The organism is Sphingomonas sp. 4RDLI-65 (assembly GCF_049472435.1).
Classification (GTDB): domain Bacteria; phylum Pseudomonadota; class Alphaproteobacteria; order Sphingomonadales; family Sphingomonadaceae; genus Sphingomonas.
The window spans coordinates 106324-130903 of sequence record NZ_JBCEBT010000006.1; the positions used below are offsets into that span (position 1 = coordinate 106324).

The 24580-nt window shown below is 65.6% G+C and carries 21 protein-coding genes; 13 read left to right on the forward strand and 8 right to left on the reverse strand.

The features are described 5' to 3' along the window. The first annotated feature begins 5 nt into the window (after positions 1-5). Positions 6-3278: a multidrug efflux RND transporter permease subunit gene (locus VH567_RS14040; protein WP_423326876.1), complete on the forward strand. Its 3273-nt coding sequence runs from the start codon at positions 6-8 to the stop codon at positions 3276-3278. Next, on the forward strand, positions 3275-4840 hold the full coding sequence (locus VH567_RS14045) for an efflux transporter outer membrane subunit (protein ID WP_423326877.1): 1566 nt from the start codon (positions 3275-3277) through the stop codon (positions 4838-4840). The genes VH567_RS14040 and VH567_RS14045 overlap by 4 nt, the downstream gene beginning before the upstream one ends. A 16-nt stretch (positions 4841-4856) precedes the next feature. Here the strand turns inward: VH567_RS14045 and VH567_RS14050 are convergent, their stop codons facing one another. Both VH567_RS14050 and VH567_RS14055 read right to left on the reverse strand, forming a co-directional pair. Beyond that, positions 4857-7274, reverse strand: coding sequence for an EAL domain-containing protein (locus VH567_RS14050; protein ID WP_423326878.1), 2418 nt, complete (start codon positions 7272-7274; stop codon positions 4857-4859). Then, entirely contained in the window at positions 7274-7876 is a 603-nt protein-coding gene (locus VH567_RS14055; RefSeq protein WP_423326879.1) for a methylamine utilization protein, read from the reverse strand. Before VH567_RS14055 ends, VH567_RS14050 begins: the two co-directional genes overlap by 1 nt. A gap of 96 nt (positions 7877-7972) precedes the next feature. On the opposite strand from VH567_RS14055, the gene VH567_RS14060 reads away from it, so the two are divergent. The 6 genes from VH567_RS14060 (at position 7973) to VH567_RS14085 (ending at position 18126) form a co-directional block, all read left to right on the forward strand. Then, positions 7973-8878, forward strand: coding sequence for a DUF3034 family protein (locus tag VH567_RS14060; RefSeq protein ID WP_423326880.1), 906 nt, complete (start codon positions 7973-7975; stop codon positions 8876-8878). Between the two features lie 10 nt (positions 8879-8888). Continuing rightward, positions 8889-9356, forward strand: coding sequence for a group I truncated hemoglobin (locus VH567_RS14065; RefSeq protein WP_423326881.1), 468 nt, complete (start codon positions 8889-8891; stop codon positions 9354-9356). Positions 9357-9442: 86 nt separating this feature from the next. Then, on the forward strand, positions 9443-12088 hold the full coding sequence (locus VH567_RS14070) for an EAL domain-containing protein (RefSeq protein WP_423326882.1): 2646 nt from the start codon (positions 9443-9445) through the stop codon (positions 12086-12088). A 495-nt stretch (positions 12089-12583) separates the two neighbouring features. Beyond that, positions 12584-13306, forward strand: coding sequence for a haloacid dehalogenase type II (locus VH567_RS14075; protein ID WP_423326883.1), 723 nt, complete (start codon positions 12584-12586; stop codon positions 13304-13306). Positions 13307-13401: 95 nt separating this feature from the next. Then, positions 13402-15510 (forward strand): PAS domain-containing protein, encoded by a 2109-nt coding sequence (locus VH567_RS14080; RefSeq protein WP_423326884.1) that lies wholly within the window; start codon positions 13402-13404, stop codon positions 15508-15510. Between the two features lie 729 nt (positions 15511-16239). Then, positions 16240-18126: a ribonucleoside-diphosphate reductase subunit alpha gene (locus tag VH567_RS14085; RefSeq protein WP_423326885.1), complete on the forward strand. Its 1887-nt coding sequence runs from the start codon at positions 16240-16242 to the stop codon at positions 18124-18126. Between the two features lie 139 nt (positions 18127-18265). Here the strand turns inward: VH567_RS14085 and VH567_RS14090 are convergent, their stop codons facing one another. Further along, a complete protein-coding gene (locus tag VH567_RS14090) occupies positions 18266-18526 on the reverse strand; it encodes a DUF2171 domain-containing protein (RefSeq protein ID WP_380782046.1) in 261 nt (86 codons plus the stop codon). A gap of 56 nt (positions 18527-18582) precedes the next feature. On the opposite strand from VH567_RS14090, the gene VH567_RS14095 reads away from it, so the two are divergent. The 4 genes from VH567_RS14095 to VH567_RS14110 are packed head-to-tail and all read left to right on the forward strand — an operon-like array spanning position 18583 to position 21073. Then, a complete protein-coding gene (locus tag VH567_RS14095; protein ID WP_060527254.1) occupies positions 18583-18786 on the forward strand; it encodes a hypothetical protein in 204 nt (67 codons plus the stop codon). Positions 18787-18846: 60 nt separating this feature from the next. After that, positions 18847-19899 carry a ribonucleotide-diphosphate reductase subunit beta gene (locus VH567_RS14100; protein WP_423326886.1) on the forward strand — a complete coding sequence of 351 codons (1053 nt, stop codon included), beginning with the start codon at positions 18847-18849 and terminating at the stop codon, positions 19897-19899. 8 nt (positions 19900-19907) lie between these two features. Further along, complete coding sequence (locus VH567_RS14105) at positions 19908-20780, forward strand: hypothetical protein (RefSeq protein ID WP_423326887.1); 873 nt, start codon at positions 19908-19910, stop codon at positions 20778-20780. Positions 20781-20809: 29 nt separating this feature from the next. Further along, a complete protein-coding gene (locus VH567_RS14110; RefSeq protein ID WP_423326888.1) occupies positions 20810-21073 on the forward strand; it encodes a hypothetical protein in 264 nt (87 codons plus the stop codon). A 63-nt stretch (positions 21074-21136) separates the two neighbouring features. Here VH567_RS14110 and VH567_RS14115 read toward each other — a convergent pair whose 3' ends face one another. The 4 genes from VH567_RS14115 to VH567_RS14130 form a co-directional block, all read right to left on the reverse strand. After that, a complete protein-coding gene (locus VH567_RS14115; RefSeq protein WP_423326889.1) occupies positions 21137-21283 on the reverse strand; it encodes a hypothetical protein in 147 nt (48 codons plus the stop codon). Beyond that, positions 21267-21557: a type II toxin-antitoxin system RelE/ParE family toxin gene (locus tag VH567_RS14120; protein WP_423326890.1), complete on the reverse strand. Its 291-nt coding sequence runs from the start codon at positions 21555-21557 to the stop codon at positions 21267-21269. The genes VH567_RS14115 and VH567_RS14120 overlap by 17 nt, the downstream gene beginning before the upstream one ends. A gap of 229 nt (positions 21558-21786) precedes the next feature. Next, positions 21787-22572: a thermonuclease family protein gene (locus tag VH567_RS14125; protein WP_423326891.1), complete on the reverse strand. Its 786-nt coding sequence runs from the start codon at positions 22570-22572 to the stop codon at positions 21787-21789. A gap of 416 nt (positions 22573-22988) precedes the next feature. After that, a complete protein-coding gene (locus tag VH567_RS14130; RefSeq protein ID WP_423326892.1) occupies positions 22989-23648 on the reverse strand; it encodes an outer membrane protein in 660 nt (219 codons plus the stop codon). 299 nt (positions 23649-23947) lie between these two features. Between VH567_RS14130 and VH567_RS14135 the strand changes: the two genes are divergently transcribed. Then, positions 23948-24154, forward strand: a complete 207-nt coding sequence (locus VH567_RS14135) for a hypothetical protein (RefSeq protein WP_423326893.1) — start codon at positions 23948-23950, stop codon at positions 24152-24154. Between the two features lie 49 nt (positions 24155-24203). On the opposite strand, the gene VH567_RS14140 is transcribed toward VH567_RS14135, so the two are convergent. Then, positions 24204-24548: a DNA primase gene (locus VH567_RS14140; protein ID WP_423326894.1), complete on the reverse strand. Its 345-nt coding sequence runs from the start codon at positions 24546-24548 to the stop codon at positions 24204-24206. Positions 24549-24580: the final 32 nt, after the last annotated feature.

The following is a 24580-nucleotide window of genomic DNA, read 5'->3' on the forward strand; positions in this document are numbered from 1 at the left end:
CCCTTATGTTGTCCCGTGTCTTCATCGATCGCCCGATCTTCGCCTGGGTGCTCGCGATCATCGTGATGCTTGGCGGCATCGGCGCGATCATGAGCCTGCCGATCGCGCAATATCCCGACGTCGCGCCTCCACAGGTGACCGTCCGCGCGACCTTCCCGGGCGCCAACGCGCAGACCATCCAGAACAGCGTGACGCAAGTCGTCGAGCAATCGCTGACCGGCATCGACGGGCTGATCTATTTCAGCTCGTCCTCGTCGTCGCGGGGGTCGGTGACGATCACCGTGACGTTCGAGAAGGGCACCGATCCCGACATCGCGCAGGTCCAGGTCCAGAACCAGGTCCAGCAGACGCTCTCCCGCCTCCCCTCGCAGGTCCAGCAGCAGGGCCTAGTCGTCCGCAAATCGAACCCGGACAACCTCCTGATCGTCGGCGTCTACGACGAGACCGACAAGCTGACCAACCAGGACGTCTCGGACTATCTGGTTTCGAACCTGCAGGACCCGCTCGGCCGTATTCCCGGCATCGGCGACAGCAACGTGTTCGGCGCGCAATACGCGATGCGGATCTGGCTGAACCCGAACAAGCTCGCCAGCTATCAGCTGATCCCGAGCGACGTGACGACCGCGATCCAGGCGCAGAACACAGAAGTCGCGGCCGGCGAACTTGGCGGCCAGCCCCAACCCGACACGCAGATGCTGAACGCGACCGTCACCGCGCAGTCGCGCCTCCAGACGCCCGAGCAGTTCGCCAACATCATCCTGAAGACCACCAACGACAGCGCGGTGGTCAAGCTGCGCGACGTCGCCCGGATCGAACTGGGCGCGGAGAACTACAACGCCCGCAGCCGCGTCAACGCGCATCCCGGCGCCGGTATCGCGGTGCTGCTCGCGCCGGGGGCCGACGCGCTCAAGACCGCCGAGCTGGTCAAGGCGTTCGTCGCCAAGTCCGCCAAGAGCTTCCCGCCCGGCCTGAAATTCGCCTACGCCAACGACACCACCGACTTCATCAAGCTGTCGATCGACGAGGTCGTGAAGACGCTGATCGAAGCCGTCATCCTCGTCGTCATCGTCATGTTCGTGTTCCTGCAAAGCTGGCGCGCGACGCTGATCCCGACGATCGCGGTCCCGGTCGTGCTGCTCGGTACGTTCGGCGTGTTCTATCTCGCCGGCTTCTCGATCAACACGTTGACTCTGTTCGGGCTCGTGCTCGCGATCGGCCTGCTGGTCGACGACGCGATCGTCGTGGTCGAGAACGTCGAGCGCCTGATGGAGGAAAATCCCGAGATGACGCCTCGGGAGGCGACGATCGAATCAATGAACGAGATCACCGTCGCGCTGGTCGCGATCGCGCTGGTGCTGTCGGCGGTGTTCCTGCCGATGGCGTTCTTCGGTGGCTCGACCGGCGTGATCTACCGCCAGTTCTCGCTGACGATGGTGTCGGCGATGGTGCTGTCGGTGCTGGTCGCGCTGATCCTCTCCCCCGCGCTCACCGCGACTCTGCTCAAGCAGAAGAAGAAGGACGCCGAGGGCAACCACGAGAAGAGCTGGGGCGAACGCAAATTTCCCAAGGTCGCGTATTTCTTCACGCGCGCGGGCGACAAGTTCAACAGCGGGTTCGAGAAGGGCACGCAGAAATACACCAGTGCGGTCCAGTCGGTGATCGACCGGAAGTGGATTTTCCTGCTGATCTACGTCGCCGTCGTCGCATTGCTCGCGGTGCTGTTCCTGCGGCTGCCGACGGGCTTCCTGCCGACCGAGGACCAGGGCTCGGGCATCGTCCAGTTCCAGCTTCCCGCGGGCGCCACGCAAGGCCGTACCTTCGCGCTGCAGAAGCAGATCGAGCAATATTACTTCACCAACGAGAAGGCCAATATCCGCACGATGTTTACCGTCAGCGGTGGCGGCGGTGGCGGCGCGAGCGGCCAGAACACCGGGCAGGGCTTCGTCTCGTTCGCGCCGTGGGATGATCGCAAAGGCAAGGAAAACACCGCCGATGCGATCACCGGTCGCGCCTCGAAGGCCTTTGCCGGCTTCCGTGACGCGCAGGTCTATTCGCTCGTCCCGCCGGCGGTGCGTGGTCTCGGGTCGTCGAACGGCTTCACGATGGAGTTGCAGAACGCCGGTGGCCTGACGCAGATCGAGTTCAACGCCGCGCGCGACAAGCTGCTCGCGCTCGCCCGCGCCGACTCGTCGCTGACCGCGATCCGCCTGACCGAACTGCCCGACGTGGCCACGCTGCGCGTCGATGCCGACCAGCAGAAATTGTCGACGCTCGGCCTGACCCAGGCGAACGTGAACTCGACGCTGTCGACCGCCTGGGGCGGGCAATACGTCAACGACTTCATCGACCGCGGTCGTGTGAAGCGCGTCTATGTCCAGGGCGACGCGCAGTTCCGCGCGCAACCGTCCGATCTCAGCCAGTGGTTCGTGCGCGGATCGAACGGCCAGATGGCGCCGTTCTCGTCGTTCGCGAAGACCAGCTGGGGCCAGGCACCGACGACGCTGTCGCGCTTCAACGGCATCGCCTCGTACGAGATCCAGGGCTCGGGCGCGCCCGGCGTCAGCTCGGGCGACGCGATGAACCGGATCGCCGAGCTTGCGGGGCAGATCCCCGGCACCTCGGTCGCGTGGTCGGGCCTGTCGTATCAGGAACGCCTGTCCTCGGGTCAGGCGCCGTTCCTCTACGGCCTGTCGCTGCTCGTCGTCTTCCTCTGCCTCGCCGCGCTCTACGAGAGCTGGACGATCCCGATCGCGGTGCTTCTCGTGATCCCGCTCGGCCTGGTCGGCGCGATCCTCGCGGTGACTCTGCGCGGGCTGATCAACGACGTCTATCTCCAGATCGGCCTGCTGACGACGATGGGCCTGGCCGCGAAGAACGCGATCCTGATGATCGAGTTCGCCGAGCAGGAGGAGAAGAAGGGCAAGCGTGTCATCGAGGCGGCACTGTCCGCGGCGAAGATCCGGTTGCGCCCGATCCTGATGACGTCGTTCGCGTTCATCCTCGGCGTGTTGCCGCTGGCGCTCTCGACCGGTGCGGGTGCCAACAGCCGCATCGCGATCGGGACCGCAGTGGTCGGCGGCATGCTGACCGCGACGATCCTCGCGATCTTCTACATCCCGCTGTTCTTTGTCCTCGTCCGCCGCGGCGCGCGCGATGGCATCGCCAAGCTGCGGGGCAAGCCCACCGGCTTCCAGGGCCATGACGACCACGGCGGCGATCACAACGAACCGCTCGGACCACCCGAACCACAGGGCCCTCACCGGCCGGAGCCCGCATGATGCGCTCGCTAGTCCTGATCCTCGCCGCCTCGACCGCGCTCGCCGGCTGCTCGCTCGCACCGAAATACGCGCGTACCGAGCTCCCCACACCGCCGTCATGGCCGGTCGGCGACGCGTATCTCCGCCAGTCCGAAGCCGCGCTCCCCGCGATCACCTACCGCGACGTGTTCAGGGACCCGCGCCTCCAGCAGATCATTGTCCAGGCCTTGGCGAACAACCGCGATCTCCGCGTTGCCGCCGCCAACATCGCCGCCGCCCGCGCGCAATACCGCATTCAGCGTGGCGACCTGTTCCCGCAGATCGACGCGAGCGGTCGCTACACTTATTCGGGCGGCGGCAACGGCGCGAGCACCACCGCGACGAGCAACACGGGCACCGGGACGGGAACGGGAACCGGAACTGGTACAGGCACCGGGACCGGAACGGGCACCGGCTCCACCGGGACGGTCGTCAGTTCGTCGTCCAGCTCGAACAGCGCCTTCTCGGTCGATCTCGGTACCACTGCGTTCGAACTCGACCTGTTCGGCCGTATCCGCTCGCTGACCGGCGCCGCGCTCAGCCGCTATTTCGAGACCGAGGCCGCCGCCCGCGCGACCCGCCTCACCCTCGTCGGCGACATCGCCGATGCCTGGCTCACCTACGCGTCGGACCAGAGCCTGCTGAAGATCGCGCAGGACACCGTCGCCAGTTCGCAGCGCAGCGTCACGCTGACCGAAGCGCGGCTTAAGGGCGGCGTCGCGCCGCGCACCGACCTCCGCCAGGCGCAGCAGATCCTGTTCACCGCGCAGAGCGACCTCGCGACCCAGAAGACCGCGCTCGCCCAGGATATCAACGCGCTGCAACTGCTCGTCGGTGCGCCGGTGAACAGCGCGTTGTTGCCCGCCTCGATCGAGACCGCGCTGCCGACGATCGCCACGCTGCCCGCCGGACTCGACAGCCGCATCCTCCTGCGTCGCCCGGACGTGGTACAGGCCGAATACGAACTGCGCGCCACCAATGCCGAGATCGGCGCGGCGCGTGCGGAACTGTTCCCGACGGTCTCGCTCACCGGCCTGCTCGGGTTCGCCAGCAGCGCGCTGTCGTCGCTCTTCACCGGCGGCGCGTTCAACTATTCGGTCGCGCCGTCGGTCAGCTACCCGATCTTCCGCGCCGGCGCGGGCGTCGCCAACGTCGCCTACACAAAGGCGCAGCGCGACGCCGCGCTGGCGACCTATGAAAAGTCGATCCAGACCGCGTTCCAGGAAACCGCCGACGCGCTCGCACGGCAGGGCACGATCGCCGATCAGCTCGCCGCCAACGTCAACTTCGCCGCCGCCGCACAGGACACGTTCCGCCTGACCGACGCACGCTATCGCGGCGGCATCGACACGTTCCTCAGCTCGCTCGACGCGCAACGCTCGCTGTATACCGCGCAACGCAACCTCGTCGCGACGCAGCTGGTCGGTGCCAGCAACCGCGTGACGCTGTACCGTGTGCTCGGCGGGGATTCGACGCTGGAGGCGACCGCGAACGGTCCGCAGCCGGTCACCGCGAGCGGTGCGCCACGGGCGGAGACCGACTGAGCGACCTCCCCGACCGTCAGGCCGCCTTTAGCATCACCTGATCGAGCAGCCCGGCGATACGATCGCTCTCGACCGGCCGGCTGAACAGATAGCCCTGGATGTTCCCGCAGCCCTCGCCACGCAGGCGGTCGAGCTGCTCGACATGCTCGACCCCCTCCGCGGTCGTCTCCATGTGCAGCGCGGTGGCGAGGTCGACGATCGCGCGGACGATCGCCGCCGCGCTGGGATCGCTCGCGACGCTGGTGACGAACGAGCGATCGATCTTGATCTTGTCGAACGGGAAGCTGCGCAGATAGCTCAGCGACGAATAGCCCGTGCCGAAATCGTCGAGCGCGATGCGGATGCCCATCTCGCGCACCCTGTGCAGCAATGCGACGACCGGCCCCTCACCGCCGAGGAATACCGATTCGGTAATCTCGATCTCCAGCCGGTTCGCGGCGAGGCCGCTGTTCGCCAGCGCCTGCAGGATGATCGTCTGGAACCCGGCGTTGCGGAACTGGAGCGGCGAGACGTTCACCGCGACGCGGACATGCTCGGGCCAGTGTACCGCCTGGCGACACGCCTCGTGCAGCACCCATTCGCCGATCGCGACGATCAGCCCGGTATCCTCGGCGACCGGGATGAATTCGACCGGCGACACCAGGCCCTGGGTCGGGTGATGCCAGCGGAGCAACGCCTCGAACCCGCCGATCCGATCGGCCTTCAGGTCGAACACCGGCTGGTAGTTGAGCACGAACTGGCCGCGGTGGATCGCCTCGCGCAGATCGAGCTCGAGTTGCCGGCGGCGGCGCGCAGCGGCGTCGAGCGCGGGTTCGAAGAAGCGAAACATGCCGCGCCCGTCCTGCTTGGCGCGGTGCAGGGCAAGGTCGGCATTCTCCAGCAGGCGATCGGCGGTGTCCCCGTCGACCGGCCCGATCGCGATGCCGATGCTGATGCCGATACCGACAGGGTGCCCGTCCGCGTCGACCGGCACGCGCACCGCATCGAGGATCGCCTGCGCCAGTGCCCGCGGGCGATCGGCCGCGAACGGCCCCGCCAGCACGATCGCAAAATCGTCGCCGCCGAACCGCGACACCAGCCCATCGGGTGCGAGATCGACAAGCCGCCGGGCGATCGATGCCAGCAACGCGTCGCCGACCGGATGGCCGAGCGTATCGTTGACGGCCTTGAACCGGTCGAGATCGATACACAGTACGGCGATGGTTGCCCCGGCGCGGTCGGCGCCGCCACGATCGCCTGCGCCCCTATCGCCGCTGCCACGCCCCGTTTGCGCGATCACCCGGTCGAGCGACTGATGGAAATACGCACGGTTGGGCAGGCCGGTGAGCGGATCGTGAAAGGCGAGATGGCGGATCCGCGTCTCGCGCTCGGCGATCCCCGCCGCCATCCGGTTGAAGCTCGCGGCGAGCCGGCCGATCTCGTCGTCGCCCTCGATCACCGCGGGTGCCCGCCCGCCTTCTTCGAGCGCCCTTGCGGCGGCATCGAGCGCGGCGATCGGCTGCGCGATGCCGCGTGCCAGCCGGCCACTCGCGAGCAGCACGAGCAACAGTCCGGCAAACCCGGCGAGCATGATGCCCGCCTGCAACGGCCGGTACGGCGCCAGCGCGGCGTCGAGCGGATAGCGGATCAGGATCGCCGCTTGGGGCGCACGGCCGATCCCCACGAGCGGCTTGGCGATCGCGAAGGCGCGCCCCTGGCTGAGACCGAGCGTCGCGAGCGCGCGTTCCGATCGGGAGCGAAGGACGAGCGCATCGATCGCTTCCGAGGCCGGGATCGATCCATCCGCCGCCAGCCAGTGCCCGGTCGCATCGCGGCGCATCATCGTCGCGACCAGCGGTATCGCCGACAAGCGTTCGAGCGCGCGCATCTCGGTCGAATCGAGCCGGACCGCGAACACCACCCAGCCGATCCGGGTCGGCGCCATCACCGGCGACAGGACGAGCCGGTACACCTGATCCCCGACCGCGACCACCGCATCGCGACGGCCCTCGGCAACCGCGAACGGGAATTGCGCGACCGCCGATTCGAGCGCGCCGGGCGGACCGGTCACCTGCCCGTCGGTATCGACGACATAGGCGGCCGAAACCGAGGCCCGTTGGCCGAGATTGGCGAGGGCCGACGCGATCGTCGGCCGGTCGCCGCTCGCCACCGCGGCGCGAAATCCGAAATCGCGCGCCAGCACGTCCGCCGAACTGGCGAGCGACTGGGCCTTCAGCGCCCAGAGACGGTCGTACACGCTGCCGCTGGTCGTCAATTCGGCGCGCACCGACTCGCGCGCGTGGCTCCAGATCATGACCTGCGCGACGACCGCCAGCAGCACCAGCACGACCGCGAACAGCCCGGCATACAGCACCGACAGCTTGGTCCGCAGCCGCCGGAACCGGAACCGCCCAGATCGCCAGAATCCCGATACCCCGGGCAGCGACACACGCATCAGCGGTGCAGCGCGAAGGTCGTCGACAGTCCCGATGTCGCCACCGTCACCGGTTGCGACGCGGTGCTGCCCGGCGCGCGGATCGACGGATGCCAGACACGCACGATCGCGCCGCCGGCGGGGATGCCGGTCATCGCGACATGCCCGGCCGCATCGGTCAGCGCGGCGAACGGCGTGGCCGTGACGAACACGAAGCCGCTCATCGAATCATGGATGTTGCAGCCGAGCGGGACGACCCCCGGCGTGTCGAAGGTCACCGTCCGCGCATCCTCGCGCCCATAGAGCTTGAGGTCGAAGCGCTTGGCCTTCGAGAAGGAATAGACATGGTGGCGCACCTTGTCGCGATTCGGAAAGCCCACCGCGGCACCGACGGGCACGATCAGCACATGCGGCTGGAACGCGATATCGCGCTGCTCGACCATATAGGGGCCACGCACCGTCACCGGCGGTGCCTTCGGCGTCTCGATCGTGACGACGGCACCCACCAGCGGCCGGCCGTCGAGACCGCGCACGTCGATCGACACGGGCGCCGCATGGGCCTCGAACGGCGCTGCGATCAGCGCGAGAAGGGCGATTGGGAGGAGCGAGACGCGGAATACCATGCGGTTTCGGATAATATTCCATGATTACAAACTGGTGAAGATCGAACCATTTTGACTTCTAATACCGCGTTAACCAGTGCCCGGTATCGAGACCGGATGAAGGACCCCAAGCGTTCGCGCCACCGCGCCAGATCGACTCCAGTCATCACCCTCGTTTTCGCGCTATCGTTGATGGCGTCGGCTCCCGCCCTGGCCGGCGAAGGCCGCGCCGGCGGCAAGCTGATGCTCACCAACGGCGTCTCGACGATCGAGGGCAGTTCCGGCGGCGGCATCTCGACCTGGGCGCTGATCGCCGGCAACGAAACCGCGGACGGCATCGGCGGGTCCGCGCACGTCTCGGTGATCGCGCTGCCCGACTTTCGCTGGACCAGCTATGGCGGCGCGATCGGGATCGAGGACCGCCTCGAACTCAGCTATGCGCGGCAGAATCTCGACACCCGCGCGGTCGGCGCGACGCTCGGCATCGGCCGCAACTATACGCTGAACCAGGACGTGTTCGGCGCTAAGGTGCGGGTCGCGGGCGACGCCGTCTATGGTAGCGCCTGGCTGCCGCAGGTCGCGGTCGGGTTGCAATACAAGCACAATCTCGACGCGCCGATCACCGCCGCGGTCGGCGCGCGCCATGCGAGCGGAGTCGATTTCTACGCCGCCGCCACCAAGCTGCTGCTGCGCCGGAGCATCCTGCTCGGCGCGACCGCGCGCTATACCAAGGCGAACCAGAACGGGCTGCTCGGCTTTGGCGGCGACCAGGGGCGCAACCGCTCGCTTCAGGTCGAGGGTACGGTCGGCTACCAGGTGTCGCGGCGGTTCGTGGTCGGCACCGAATATCGCTCGAAACCCGACAATCTGGGGTTCGCCCGCGAGGACGACTGGAAGACGGCCTATGCCGCCTATGCGATCGGCCGAAACCTGACTGCGACCGCCGCCTATGTCGATCTCGGATCGATCGCTACCGCCGACCGCCAGCGCGGCGGCTTCCTGTCGCTCCAGGCAGCGTTCTGAGGACATGACGATGCTCCCCCTCCTGCTCACATTGCTCCAGACCGCTTCCGCCCTGCCCGGCGAGGACCCGGTCGCGCCCTATGCAATGGCCGACGCCAACGCCGGCGCCCGCCCGTTCACCGGCACGGCGCTGCTCGATGCGTTCCATGGCCGCGCGGGGATCGACCGCATCGTCGACGACCTCGTCGCCACCAGCCAGTCGGATCGCAGGATCGGCGACATCTTCAAGGGCCAGGACATGAACCGCCTGCGTCGCACGCTGAAGGAGCAGTTCTGCTATCTGCTGGGGGGCGGCTGTAGCTATTCGGGGCGCGACATGACGACCGCGCACAGGGATCTCGGCCTCCAGGCCAAGGACATGAACGCGCTGGTCGAAAACCTCCAGGCCGCGATGCGCCGCGAGGGCGTGGCGTTCGCCGCGCAGAACGCACTGCTGAGCAAGCTCGCGCCGATGAAGCACGCCGTCATCACCCGCTGACGCGTCCCCGCGCGCCTATCGTCCGAACGTCCGGTTAACCTCGATAGCACGCCATCTCGGCAAGCTATTACACTCATAACGGGTTTATGTACGCGCCACTTCCCATTGCCGATCGTCGCGCGCGCGATCGATCGCCTGCGCCGGCCGTGTTCGGCCTGGTCGAGGATTCGCGCGAGCAGGTCACGGTGCTGCTCGAATCGAAGCTCGCCCAGATCGCCGCTCTGTGGCCGTTCACGCTGGCGACGCAGATGCTCGCCTGCGCGCTGCTGATCGTGGTCGGCTTCGTCGCACCGCCCCTCCGCGCGTTCGTGCCGATCGTCGCCATCCATGCGATGCTGCTCTGCGCGATATCGTCGGCGATGTTCGGCGTACTGCATCTGTCGGTGCCGCGACGCTGGCCGGCCTATCGCCGCAACCGCATCGTCATGCTGTGCGTCGCGGCGATCGCGGCGGTGCTGCTGTCGCTGGCATGGACCAGCGCACGGATGCCGGCGGGGCCGTTGCAGTTCGGCTGCATCGTCGCGGTCGCCGGCGCGATCGTCGTCACCACGGTCGGCATCCACGCCGTCCGCGCCGCGACGCTCGGGTTCGGCATCGGCGCGGTAGCGGCGCTGGCGATACTGGCGGGAATCGGCGTGGCGCTGATGGTCGCGATCCTGTTCCTCGGCTGTCTCGCGATCGCCACCCGGCGACTCGCGCAAGTCGATCACGGCGTCGAACTCGATCGTGCCGAACACGCCAGCCATGGCCGCCTCGCGGTCCGGATGATCGCCGAATTCGAGGGCCAGGGCACCGGCTGGTTCTGGGAAGCCGATCGCCAGGGCCGCGTCACCTATCTGTCGGCCAAGGTCGCACAGGATCTGGGCCGCACCGACGGCGCGATCGGCCAGCCGCTCATCGACCTGTTCCGAATGGACAGCAACGCGCCCGGCACCGAGCGCACGCTCGCCTTCCACATCGCCTCGCGCACGTCCTTCTCCGACTATTCGGTCTGCGCGGCGAGCGATGCCGATTGCGAGCGCTGGTGGTCGATTTCCGGCCGGCCGGTGGTCGACGATCTCGGTCGCTTCCAGGGTTTTATCGGCTCGGGCAGCGACCTGACCGAAAAGCGCCGGTCGGAAGCGGAGATCACGCGCCTCGCGCTGTTCGACGGGCTGACCGGCCTCGCCAACCGCCAGCGCATGCGGCTGTCGCTCGACAAGACGCTCGCGCAGCAGGCCGGGCCGTACCGCGCGACCTCGCTGTTCCTGATGGACCTCGATCGGTTCAAGGCGGTCAACGACACGCTCGGCCACCAGGCCGGCGACGCGCTGCTGCAACAGGTGGCGCAACGCCTGCAGCGCGGGGTCGGCGATGCCGGACTGGTCGGACGCCTTGGTGGCGACGAATTCGAGGTCGTCCTGCCCGGCATCGACAACCGCGACACGCTGGCCGCGCTTGCGCGTGATCTGATCGCGTCGCTGTCGCAGCCTTATTTCATCAGCGGCACCGCGGTCACGATCGGCTGTTCGATCGGCATCGCGATCGCTCCCGACGACGGCGACACGTCGGAAACGCTGGTCCGCAACGCCGATCTCGCGCTGTACGCGGCGAAGGGCGATGGCCGCGGCGTCCACCGCTTCTACTCGGACGCCATGCTGACCGGCGCCAGGACGCGGAAACTGCTCGAGGACGATCTGCGCGCTGCCGTCACCGAAGGCGCGTTCCACCTCTGCTATCAACCGGTCGTCGACACCAGGACGACGCACATCGCCGGCTACGAGGCGCTGATCCGCTGGGATCACCCGACGCGGGGCCCGGTCTCGCCCGCCGACTTCATTCCGGTGGCCGAGGAATGCGGGCTGATCGAGGCAATCGGCGAATGGGTGCTGCGAACCGCCTGCCACGAGGCGGCGCGCTGGCCCGACACCGTCCGCATCGCCGTCAACGTCTCGCCGATCCAGTTCGCCAACGCAGGTCTGCCCGCACTCGTCACCAGCGCGCTGGCCCAGTCGGGAATCACCCCCGGCCGGCTCGAACTCGAGATCACCGAAGGCGTCTTTCTCGACGAGACGACCTCGTCGGAGCAGATGTTCAAGGCGCTCAAGGGCATCGGCGTCCGGCTCGCGCTCGACGATTTCGGCACCGGCTATTCGTCGCTCGGCTATTTGCGCAACGCCCCGTTCGACAAGATCAAGATCGACCAGTCGTTCGTGAAGGGCGCCGCCGAGCCCGGCAACCGCAACGCCGCGATCATCAAGGCGATCGTCACGCTCGCCGATACGCTCGGCATGGAGACGACTGCGGAGGGGGTAGAGATCCAGGACGAGATCGACCTGATCCGCGATCTCGGCTGCAGCCATATCCAGGGCTATGTCTACGGTCGCCCGGTCCGCGCCGACGAGGCGTTACGCCAGTTGGGCGTCGAGAACGGGGTCGCCACCGCGAGCGGTTTCAAGGTCAGCCGCGCGCCGCGCCACAAGATGCTGCGTTCCGCCCAGATCCTGATCGACGGCGTCCGCGGCGACGTCCGGATCCGCGACATCTCGACCACCGGCGCGCTGCTCGACGGGCTCAGGATCGACGGCAATCCGGTCGGCGTCGAGATGCGGATCGAACTGCTCGAAGACCAGATGACACCCGCCCGCATCCGCTGGGCGCGCGGCGGTAAGGCGGGGATCGAGTTCCACGAGGCCTTCAACCTGGACCGGTTGAACCAGGGCCCCGCGTCCCGCATCCGCCGCGCAGGTTAATAGGTCGCAAGCATCACGATCCTCCTCGCCAGAGGGAGGATCGCAAGACCATCGCGACGCGCCAGTCCAGGCCAAGCGCGCCTAGTGTCGTCCCGGCTCCACGTCACCACCAAGCCCCACCCGTCACCCGTCACCCGTCACCCCAGCGAAAGCTGGGGTCTCACGCGGCAGGCGCGCGCGATTACCAGAAGACCCCAGCTTTCGCTGGGGTGACGATCGGGAGGGATTTCGGGTGCGCCACAGGGCTAAAGTCTCGGGGCTAAAGGCTCGGGGGTGTGGCTCGCGGGTGTAGCCCGGGGATAACCGACATCGTCGCCAACCCCACCAACCACCCCGGCGAAGGCCGGGGCCCAGGTGGAAAGGTCGCGGTAACCCCGCGCAGCACTGACCAAATGCTGCACGCCCACCCGGCCCCCAGCCTCCGCTGGGGTGGTAGATAGCGGACCACCCGCCCGCCCCCTCGGAACCAACCGCTCCCAACACCGTCTTTCCCCCATGCCCACGCCCCCCATCAAAGCGCTCGCGTTCGACGTCTTCGGCACGGTAGTCGACTGGCGCTCGGGCATCGCCCGCGACGCAGCGTCGGTCCTCGCGCGTCTCGGCCGCACCGACATCGACCCGCACCGGTTCGCGGATGGCTGGCGCAAACGCTACCAGCCCGCGCTGGAGGAAGTCCGCAGCGAGCAGCGGCCATTCGTCATCCTCGATACGCTCCACCGCGAGGCGCTCGAAGACCTGCTCCGCCACCATGCGATCGATCCCGCCACGCTGGACGAGGGCACGCTGGTCGACCTGACCCACGCGTGGCACCGGCTCGATCCCTGGCCCGATTCCGTCGAAGGCCTCACCCGCCTGAAGACGCGTTTCCCGATCGTCACGCTCAGCAACGGTAACATCGCGCTGATGCTCGACATGGCGCGGCGGGCCGGGCTTCCCTGGGACGCGATCCTCGGGGCCGAAGTCAGCCGGGTCTACAAGCCGCTTCCCGAATCCTACCTCGCGACCGCCCGCATGCTGGGTAACGAGCCCGCCGAACTCTGCCTGGTCGCCGCGCATCACAGCGATCTCGCCGCCGCCCGCGCCGCCGGATTGCAGACCGCCTATGTCGACCGCCCCCTGGAATATGGCGGCCGCCGCGCACCCGATGCCGATGCCGCGCAGGATTGGGACTTCACCGTCGATACGCTGACCCAATTGGCCGTCGAACTGTCTTCGTGATTGATCCATGATGGTTCGAACGATGGATAATGCCGCGATCAGCGCCTATCCGATCGCCCGTCCGATTGTCGCCGACACACGCCCAAGGATCTGAAATGCATACCGATATCGCGGCGGACGCGGATTTCCTGACCGGCGGCGGCGAAATGGCCGCGATGATCCGCGCGCACGACTGGTCGCATTCCCCGCTCGGCCCGATCGCGCGCTGGCCACAGTCGTTGCGGTCGATCGTCTCGCTGATGCTCGCGTCCGAATTCGCGATGTGCGTCGCGTGGGGCCCGGAGCTCGGCTTCCTCTACAACGATCACTACGCGCGTATCCTCTATGACAAGCACCCCGCCGCGCTCGGCGAGCGGTTGCCGGAAATCTGGTCCGAACTCTGGTCGGACATCGGCCCTCTGGTCGACAAGGCGCTGGCCGGGCAAGCCTCGTTCTTCGAGAACCTGCCGCTGCTCGTTAATCGCAAGGGCTATGACGAGCAGACGTGGTTCACCTTTTCCTATTCGCCGGTGCGCGACGAGAGCGGCGCGGTCGCGGGCATGTTCTGCTCGACCTACGAGAGCACCGAGGGCGTCCTCACCGAACGCGCGCTACGCGACGAACGCGAGCGGATGGGGCAGATGTTCGCGCAGGCGCCGACCTTTATGGCGATGCTCCGCGGCCCCGACCATCGGTTCGAACTTAGCAATCCGGGGTATGAAAAGCTCGTCGGCCACCGTCCCGTGCTCGGCCGTACCGTCGAGGAGGCGCTTCCCGACGCGGTCGAACAGGGGTTTCTCGAACTGCTCGACCATGTCTACGCGACCGGCCAGCCGTTTACCGCATCCGGCATGCTCTACGCGGTCCAGGCCGAGCCCGGCGGCCCGATCGACGATCGATATCTCGATTTCGTCTACCAGCCGATTCGCGATGCCGGCGGCGCGGTCGTCGGGATCTTCGTCGAGGGCGCCGACGTCACCGATCGCAAGCGGCTCGAACGCGACCTGCAGGCACTCAACGCCGACCTTGAGCAACGCGTCCGCGATCGCACGCAGGAACTGGTCGAGGCGCAGGAGGCACTCCGCCAAGCGCAGAAGATGGAGGCTGTCGGCCAGCTGACCGGCGGCATCGCGCATGATTTCAACAACCTGCTGCAAGGCATCACCGGCAGCCTGGAGATAGTCCAGCGCCGCGTCGCGCAAGGCCGCGTCGGCGAGCTCGATCGCTTCATCACCGGCGCCACCACCGCCGCCAACCGCGCCGCCGCGCTGACCCACCGGTTGCTCGCCTTCTCGCGCCGCCAGCCGCTCGATCCACGCCCGGTCAAGGTCAACCCGCTGGTCGCCTCGCTCGAGGATCTGCTCCGCCGCACCACCGGCGAGCAGATCGAGTTGGAGATGGTGCTCGGCACCGGGCAGTGGACGACGCTGTGCGATCCCAACCAGCTCGAGAATTCACTGCTCAACCTCGTCATCAACGCGCGCGACGCGATGCCGCATGGCGGCAAGCTGACGATCGAGACCTGCAACGCACATCTCGACGATCATTTCGCCGCCAGCCAGCGCGACGTGCGGCCCGGCCATTACGTCTGCATCTGCGTGTCCGACACCGGCACCGGCATGTCCGCCGACACGATTGCGAAAGCGTTCGAGCCGTTCTTCACCACCAAGCCGATCGGCCAGGGCACCGGTCTCGGCCTGTCGATGATCTACGGTTTCGCCCGCCAGTCGGAGGGCTATGCGAAGATCTACAGCGAGATCGGCGAGGGCACGACGATCAAGCTCTATCTCCCGCGGCACTACGGCGAAGCGGAACAGGACGAGGCGCTCCCCGGCCTGACGCAGGACCACGTCACCGACGCAGGCGAGATCGTGCTGGTGGTCGAGGACGACGCCGTCGTCCGCGCGCTGATCGTCGAGGTGCTGGGGGAACTGGGATATCAGGCGGTCGAGGCGCATGACGGCCCGACGGGGCTCGAGAAGCTGCGGACGATGGAGCGCATCGACCTGCTGGTCACCGACATTGGCCTACCCGGCTTGAACGGCCGCCAGATCGCCGACGCCGGCCGCGCACTGCGCCCAGGCCTCCGCGTGCTGTTCATGACCGGCTATGCGGAAAATGCCGCATTGGCGTCGGGCTTCCTCGAGCCCGGCATGTCGATGATCACCAAACCCTTCGCGATGGAAGCGCTGGCCACGCAGATCCGAACGATCATCGAGGGGTAGCGCTGGGGACGTCCCGCCACCCTCCCACCGCGGCCACCCCGGCGAAGGCCGGGGCCCAGTTAGCAAGGTCGCAGTAACGACGCGCTGCACTCCATTAGCGACGTCTCCCAACTGGGCCCCGGCCTTCGCCGGGGTGGTTCTCTCGTTTGGAAGAGGAGAACGCCCCCATCCCGTTCCCCCGCGAAAGCGGGGGTCCGGGAATCACGCAGGACGACGCTCGCGGCTCCTGGGCCCCCGCCTCCGCGGGGGAACTAGAGATGGAATGGAGCCCCTACGGAAACCAAGCCACACCTCCCGCACCCTCCCCAAAACCAAAGCAACATTTGCCACTCCCACCCCTTAAATAATTTTTCGTTCCCGCCCCGTTCCCTTGCACATCGCGAACCCCGCAGAACTCCACGCGTCGCGAATCCCCCGCTCGTCCAACCCCGCAACGAACGCGACGAACCGAGCCCCGACCCGCCCCCGCACCCCCTTGCGTCTCCCTGCGCTTTGGCACAATCTCTTGGGGTTGCGTTCGGGGGCGGACCCAATCGCTGGTAGAACAACCCTCGCATAGTCCTATGCGATATGACCGTAAGCGCGCCTTCCACCGCCGCGATGGTCACTTTTTGTTCTCCCGTTTGAGCTCGCCCGATGGTAGCATGGCGACAGGCGACCGATTCGAACGAATACAGAACACTAGGAGCGGTTTCGATGGATTTCAGAGACAGCAGCCGGGATAGCGACATGACCACAGACACGATCGAACAAACCACTGCCACGCCTGAAGCCGAGGCCCCCAAGGCGCCGCGCCAGGCGCAGGACAGCCACTCCGTGCGCGCCCAGATCTACCCGGTCGAGGTCGATCACAGCCGCGACGCGCTGCTGACCGAATTCGGCAAGGACACGCTCAAGGACCGCTACCTGCTCCCGGGCGAGAGCTATCAGGATTTGTTCGTCCGCGTTGCGTCGGCCTATGCCGACGACGCCGGCCACGCGCAGCGCCTCTACGACGCGATCTCGAAGCTCTGGTTCATGCCCGCTACCCCCGTTCTCTCGAACGGCGGCACCGGTCGCGGCCTGCCGATCTCGTGTTATTTGAACTCGGTCCCCGACAGCCTCGGCGGGATCGTCGACACCTGGAACGAGAATGTCTGGCTCGCCTCGCGCGGCGGCGGCATCGGCACCTATTGGGGCAACGTCCGCGGCATCGGCGAGCCGGTCGGCCTCAACGGCAAGACCAGCGGCATCATCCCGTTCGTCCGCGTGATGGACTCACTGACGCTCGCGATCAGCCAGGGTTCGCTGCGTCGTGGCTCGGCGGCGGTATACCTCGACGTCTCGCATCCCGAGATCGAGGAATTCCTCGAAATCCGCAAACCGTCGGGCGATTTCAACCGCAAGGCGCTGAACCTCCACCACGGCGTGCTGATCACCGACGCCTTCATGGAAGCCGTCCGCAACGGTGAGGAATGGCACCTGCGCTCGCCGAAGGACCAGGCAATCCGCGCCACCGTCGACGCGCGCTCGCTGTTCCAGAAACTCGTCGAGACCCGCCTCCAGACCGGCGAGCCGTACATCGTCTTCGCCGACCACGTGAACAAGGCGATGCCGAAACATCACCGCGAGCTCGGCCTCAAGGTCTCGACCTCGAACCTGTGCTCGGAGATCACGCTGCCGACCGGCAAGGATCACCTCGGCAACGAGCGTACTGCGGTGTGCTGCCTGTCGTCGCTGAACCTCGAGACGTGGGACCAGTGGAAGGACGAGAAGGGCCTGATCGAGGACGTCATGCGCTTCCTCGACAACGTCCTGCAGGATTATATCGACCGCCACGAGCCCGGCATGGAACGCGCCGCCTATTCCGCCGGCCGCGAGCGCTCGGTCGGGCTCGGCGTGATGGGCTTCCACAGCTTCCTCCAGGCGCGCGGTCTCGCGTTCGAGGGCGCGATGGCGAAGTCGTGGAACCTGCGCATGTTCAAGCACATCAGCACCCAGGCCAACGAAGCCTCGATGCAGCTCGCGATCGAACGTGGCCCCTGCCCCGACGCCGCCGACGTCGGCGCGATGGAGCGGTTCAGCTGCAAGATGGCGATCGCACCGACCGCGTCGATCAGCATCATCTGCGGCGGCACCAGCGCGTGCATCGAGCCGATCCCGGCGAACATCTACACGCACAAGACGCTCTCGGGCAGCTTCTCGGTCAAGAACCCGTATCTCGAAAAGGTGCTGAGCGAGAAGTCGAAGAACAGCGATGCTGTCTGGAACTCGATCCTCGAGCAGGGTGGTTCGGTCCAGCATCTCGACTTCCTCTCGGTCGAGGAAAAGGACTGCTACAAGACGTCGTTCGAGATCGACCAGCGCTGGCTCCTGGAGCTGGCGGCGGATCGCACGCCGTACATCGACCAGGCACAGTCGCTGAACCTGTTCATCCCCGCCGACGTTGAGAAATGGGACCTGCTGATGCTCCACTTCCGTGCGTGGGAGCTCGGCATCAAGTCGCTCTATTACCTCCGCTCGAAGTCGGTCCAGCGCGCAGGCTTCGCCGGCGGGGTCGAGGCCGACAACACGATCGACCTGCGCCAGATCGACGTCGAGTCGAAGGATTACGATGAGTGCCTTGCCTGCCAGTAAGGCGCCTCGGCGTTCAAGCGTGACCCCGGCCCGTGAAGTACGGACCGGGGGGCGCCTGACGCACGAAACCTCGGCCCGTGGATCACGGACCGGGGTTCGGGCAGTCTCGGCGGCGCGTACGACACGCGCCGCTAGGGACTCAGGCCTCTTCTTCGAACGTCACCGCCACGTCGGCGTTGGCGGAAAGGCGGACCTTGCCGTCCTCGATATCCGCGACCAGCCCGAGCGAGATGAAGTGATGATGCCCTTCATGGCTGCCCGTGCCCTCGACGACCTGCGGACCCGAGTCCTTCTTGGTCAGCTTGATGCGGTTGCCTTCGACCTTGTCGACGGTGCCGACATGGACGCCGTCCGCACCGATGACTTCGGCATGTTCCTGGATCTGGGTTGCATCGACCATGGTCGTTCTCCTGTTTTGGGTTCCGCATCTCAACGCACGCCGTGCGAGTTGGTCGCATGACATATGGTTCAGCTATCATGTTCGTGGTCGCCGGCGTGCTCGGAATCGTCGGCACCGCGATGCTGCTCCGGCTCCGTTCGCCGAGCATCACCGAACCGCAGACCTACGCGTTCCGCATGATCGGCATCATGCTCACCTCGGGCGCGATCGTCCTCGCAATGTCCGCCGCCGCGATGTGGCAGTGGAGCACCGAGACATGACGCCGCCCTCCTGATCCCACCAGTTTCCCGATTTAAAACCCATCCCCCGAAAGGCCTCCCATGTCCCTCCTCGAAGCCCGCAAGCAGTACAAGCCGTTCGAATACCCCTGGGCGTTCGAGTTCTGGAAGCGTCAGCAGCAGCTCCACTGGCTACCCGAGGAAGTACCGCTCGGCGAGGATTGCCGCGACTGGGCGCAGAAGCTCACCGATCACGAGCGCAACCTGCTGACCCAGATCTTCCGCTTCTTCACGCAGGCGGACGTCGAGGTGCAGGATTGCTATCACGAGAAATACGGCCGCGTGTTCAAGCCGACCGAGATCAAGATGATGCTGGCCGCGTTCAGCAACATGGAGACGGTCCACATCGCCGCCTACAGCCATCTGCTCGACACCATCGGCATGCCCGAGAGCGAGTATGGCGCCTTCCTCGAATATAGCGAGCTGAAGGACAAGCACGACTATATGCAGAGCTTCGGCGTCGACAACGACGAGGACATCGCCCGCACGCTCGCGATGTTCGGCGGCTTCACCGAGGGCGTCCAGCTGTTCGCCTCGTTCGCGATGCTGATGAACTTCCCGCGCTTCAACAAGATGAAGGGCATGGGCCAGATCGTCACCTGGTCGATCCGCGACGAAAGCCTGCACTGCGAGGGCATCATCAAGATGTTCCACACCTTCTGCGCCGAGCGCCAGTGCCTCACCAAGGCGGTCAAGGACGACATCGCCGACGTCTGCCAGACGACGATCCGCCTCGAGGACAATTTCATCGACCTCGCCTTCGAGATGGGCCCGGTCAACGGCATGACCCCCAAGGAGATCAAGAAGTACATCCGCTACATCGCCGACTGGCGGATGAGCCAGCTCGGCCTGAAGCCGATCTACATGATCGACGAGCACCCGCTGCCCTGGCTGATCCCGATGCTCAACGGCGTCGAGCACGCCAACTTCTTCGAACAGCGCGCGACGGAATATTCGAAGGCCGCGACCAAGGGCCAGTGGAACGACGTCTGGGACTCGTTCGACAAGCGCCAGACCGCGAAGAAGGGGCCGATTGCGAATGTGGACATGAGCGAAGTTCGGGACATGTTCAGCGATTCGGTTGCAGCGGAATAGGGCATAACATGGTCGGAATCGTACTTGAGTTGCAAAGAGATTGCCTTGAAAGCACGGTTCCGGCCAGCTCGATCCTGCGCAAAGCGAAGGTCATTGCGGCCAAACTAGAATTAAACCAGCTCAAAACATGGTTATCTGCCGAGCTGGAGGGGTACAACTGCGCACCCAACGATTTACCTGAATATCGGAAAGGCATTGGTCAGCCTAAATTCAATAACCCATACAATGGGTGGTGCCCTATTATGACTGACGATGGTCAATTCGGCAGAATTATCCGGACAGTGTTCTTCATGCAACCTATTGCCGAACTAGAAGAGCTAGCGGCAGGCGATGGTACATTAATAATGTACTACAATCCTACCGTTCAAGAAACGCTTCAGAGAAGCTTGCCCGCACGCATGGAGTGTGGCCTCCATTTTTCAAAAACCCAAATCAAAGTCGCCTTGGATTACGTCCGAAATAAAACGTTGGATTGGACCCTCGAACTGGAAGGACATGGTATTTTGGGCGACGGATTCACGTTTGGAGAGGCCCAGAAAAATGAGGCAAAAATGGTTACAAATCATATCTATGGCGGCAACATAGGCGTCATCGGCGATGTGGAAGGTGATGCCGTTAACAGTGGATTTTTGAGCAATTCTGGAAATGTCGATTTCGCAAAGATTTCCAGGCTGGCAGATCAGATAGAAGAAGCCACCCCTGGCCTACCTCGTGCAACTGCAGAGAAATTGAGACCGAGCATTGAAATGCTGCGCTCTTCATTAGAAAATGATGACGAATCGGCAGTAAAAAAGGCATTATCTGCCATTCGAAAGGTCCTAGAGGGAGCCGGAGGTAGTTTAGTTGCTTCAGCAATTTTGGCTGCAATTGGTGCGAGCTAAGCCGGGCATGATCGCCGGTCCAGACCTTGATGATTAAGCTCGTCCGCCTTGCGGTGGTTGGTGACGACGCCCTGCAACTTATATTTTCGGACGGCGCGGCCACGCTCTGGTCCGCGACTGATCTCATTGAACGCGACACCGTCATGACGCGCCCTCTTGCCGACCCCACCTACTTCGCTCGGGCCTTCATCGAAAGCGGCGCGCTCGCCTGGCCAAACGGGTTCGAATTGTCAGCCGACAGTCTTCATTGCCGGCTGGGGCTGACGGGTGAGGACACACTCTTCCTCGCCTGACGACGTATTAGCAAAGACACACTGCAACAGAACTGCGGGGCAGGTTGCAGCGCTTCGCCACATTCAGACCTCCAGTTCGCGCAGCACCTGTTCGATCGGAACCATCTTCGATCGGTCGCGCGCTTGCGCCATTCCGCGCTCGATCTTGGCCCGTTTCCACGCGTCATAGTTGCGCTCAGCCCGCTGCCCCGACTCATTCGTTCCAGTCATCTTCTGCCTCCTCGTCACGCGCCCCATGCCTGACGCGCAAAATGATCACGCAATCGTCAACGACGCGATAGCGAAGAATATACGGCCAGACCGTGGTTCGCTCACGCCGTCCGTCGCCAACGTCGCGACCTCGATCTGGAAAGCTCGCGAGGCTGTCCGCCACCGCGATAAGCCGCGCCCCCAACGCATTGGCCGCAACGGGATTGAACGCGGAGACATAGGTAACGATCGCCTCTAGATTGGCGACGGCATCGTCCGTCCAGACGATGCGCAACTAATCGCCGACGCGAGGTCGGGGTAAAGGCTCGGGCGACCCCCATGACACGAGCCAGCGCTTCACTGCATCGTGACTGATCAACCGTCCGCTTTGCACGTCTGCATCTGCACGCGCGTTGGCCTCAGCCTCCGCAGCGGGATCGCTCGTATCGAACAGGGCATCATCGCGGGCCATCGTTGAGGGATACACCTCGATGGCAATCACGACCAGCGGCAACTCGCGCCCGCTAACACCAAGGCGAGCGCTTGCCGCCGCCATAGTGACGCGCGAGGCCGTGGCGGACCAAGACCGCGCCCAGCGACACCCCGTTGCGCTCGACGATGCGCAGTTTGCGGCCGTAGCGGTCGACGTCGCGCTTAATCGGGACCAGCGTGAACGGGCCGGCGTTGAGCAGCGCCTGCATCTTCACCGTCGCCGCCTCCCCCAGCCGCCCCTCGCGGGCGCAGCGGGGCGGGTGCGTCTCCGGCGTGTCGATGTCGGCGATGCGGATCTTGGTGCCCGCCATCCAGAACGTGTCGCCGTCGACCATGCAGTCGATCCGCTTGGCATGGCCGCAGATCGTGAAGCGCGCCGAGACCGCCTTGCCGCCCGACAGCGCGGAGGCGAGCGCCGCCGCGGAGGACGCTGCACTGGCGACACCCGCCGCGGTGGCAAGAGCGCCACTCGCGGTGGTGGCGGCACCGGCATTGGCCGCCGCACCGGCAGCCGCAGCCGCAGCGGACGACGCCCCCGCCTTCGCAGCGTCCGCACCCCAACCCCAGCCGCCGGGCACCCGCAGGTGCCCGGCGGGCCAGGCGATGCCGAACCCGGTCGGCCACTCGATCTTGAGGCCAGGCGGCACCAGCGCCGACCAGTCGATCTGGCGGATCACCGGCATCATCAGCCCCAGCAGCACACCGTAGAAGATCAGACGAAGTTGCAGCAGCACGCCCGGCGCAGGGCGACGCCCCGCTCCACCGCGACGCGTGGCGCCGGCGCGGTCGCCGCTCAGCAACCGCATGAAATCAAACACATACTCCATCGTCCTCCGCGCGTACGCGCGCGCGCGACGATGTCACCTGCCCGATCGATCGACTTGCGCCGAGTGGAGTCGGAAATGAGGCGAACGCATCGTGAACATCGCACTGGTCACGTCTGCGGCGAAAATCGGCAACGGCAATGTCCGCGCCTTGCATGGCCAGCAACGTTTTGCTGCCCCAAGCCAGTCCGACATGCTCACTCCGACACACGCCCGCACGCCCGCACGCCTTGGGTTCAACGCGACAACGTACGCACGTCGCCTACGATCGTCGCACGGACACCCGCACCGTCCACACGCCACTCGCTCGACGCGCGCCGACGCCAGACGCACGAAGGGCGGGAAATGGCCCTAGCCACTCCCCGCCCCCCGTTACGCATCCAGCTTAAACCTCTTGCGAGGCGCAAGGCTTAGAAATGCGTGATGATGCCGAGCATCGGACGGAAGCTCTGTGCCGAACCGAAGGTGTTGACCTCGGCGCGGATGCGGAAGCCTGCGTTGCCGGTGATGCCCTTCAGGCCAATGCTCTGCGGACCGACTTCTGCGCCGATGCCGTAGGTCACGGCGTTGTAGTCACGGCTGGTGTTGCCACCGTTGGTCGACAGCGCCGAGAAATGGTCGAAGTTGACCCACTGGTAGCCGACCTTGCCGTAGATCAGGCCGCTGTCGCCAGCGCGGAAGCCGAAGCGGCCTGCTGCGCCGTATTCCCAATCGATGTTGCCATCGATGCCCTTGATCACGTTGCCTTCTGCGCCGACGAAGACCGGGCCGAGCGGCACGTTCACGCCGAGCACGCCCTGAACCAGCGAGCCCGATGGCTTGTAGCCGCGACGGGTCGAGCCGTCAGCGTTCAGCGCCTGCGGGATGCCGTGGCCACGCTCGTTGTCGAACTGCTCCCAACCGCCCATGACGCCGAAGTACGGCTCGATGCCGAATGCCTTCGAGCCGTCGGGCGCTGCTGCTTCGCCGGGCTGTGCGCTGTTGTCGGTCGGGGCCGACATGTCCTGCGCGAAAGCGGGTGCAGCGAAGGCTGCGGCGGCGAGGGCGACTGCCAGGGAAAGCTTACGCATGAAGAAATGACCTTATATCGTGTGTTGCGTGGATCCCCGGCTGCACGGTGCGCCGGTGTGGTCCAGGCCAGTGGAAACCGGCCGGCACGCGGTTTGTTGCACGAAAATCGTCATGTTCCGGGAACTCTTCGCGGGTGTTGCGCTACAGCAACGGTTCCTGTCAGTTCGATGAACGAACCATGTCAATGAAGGCACTCAGACTGCCGAAATACAGCGGAAAAGTGGCAAAAAACAGTCTGCGCTCACGTTAAGCCTATCCGTTGGCGCTCTGGTGAGAACCTATGTGCGATGCAGCATGAATGGGGTTTTCGCGTCTTTTTCGCAGCCGCTGGGCGGCGCTGTTCTGGTCGGCAGGGATCCTGTGGACCGCCTATGACGTCGCCAACGACGCCCCGGAACCACCGACGAACGCAGCGTCGGGAATGGCCGCCGCGCAACCCATCGATGCGACCGGCGCGGCCTTCGACGCCCACGATCTCGCCGTGCTGGCGAACGCGGGCGGATAGCGACGCGCTCACCCGGAGCGCGTCGCATATGGATCAGTGACTCAGCCGGTCAGGGCTTCAGCGCGATGTCGTCTGCGTCCTTGAGGTCCTCGTCGTCGTCGATGCTGTCATCGTCGAGTTCGTCCTGGACGTCGTCCTCGTCCATGTCGTCCTCGTCCATCGTGACGGAGGCGTCGGTCTCGCCGACCTCTTCGGAGTCCATCTTCGTCTCGTCGATCGACTCGTCGTCCTTGTCGTCCTCGCCCAGGTCGGGATCGAGGTCGGTCAGGATGATGCCGTCGGTCGGCCCGCTGCGGGTCGCTTCAAGGATCTCGGCGCGCTGGCTCTCGTCATAGCCTTCCTCGTCATAGCCGTCGTCGCCCGAACCGGCACTCGGCACCTGATGTCCGCCCATCGTCACACTCCCTCGTTCCAGGACGCCTGCAT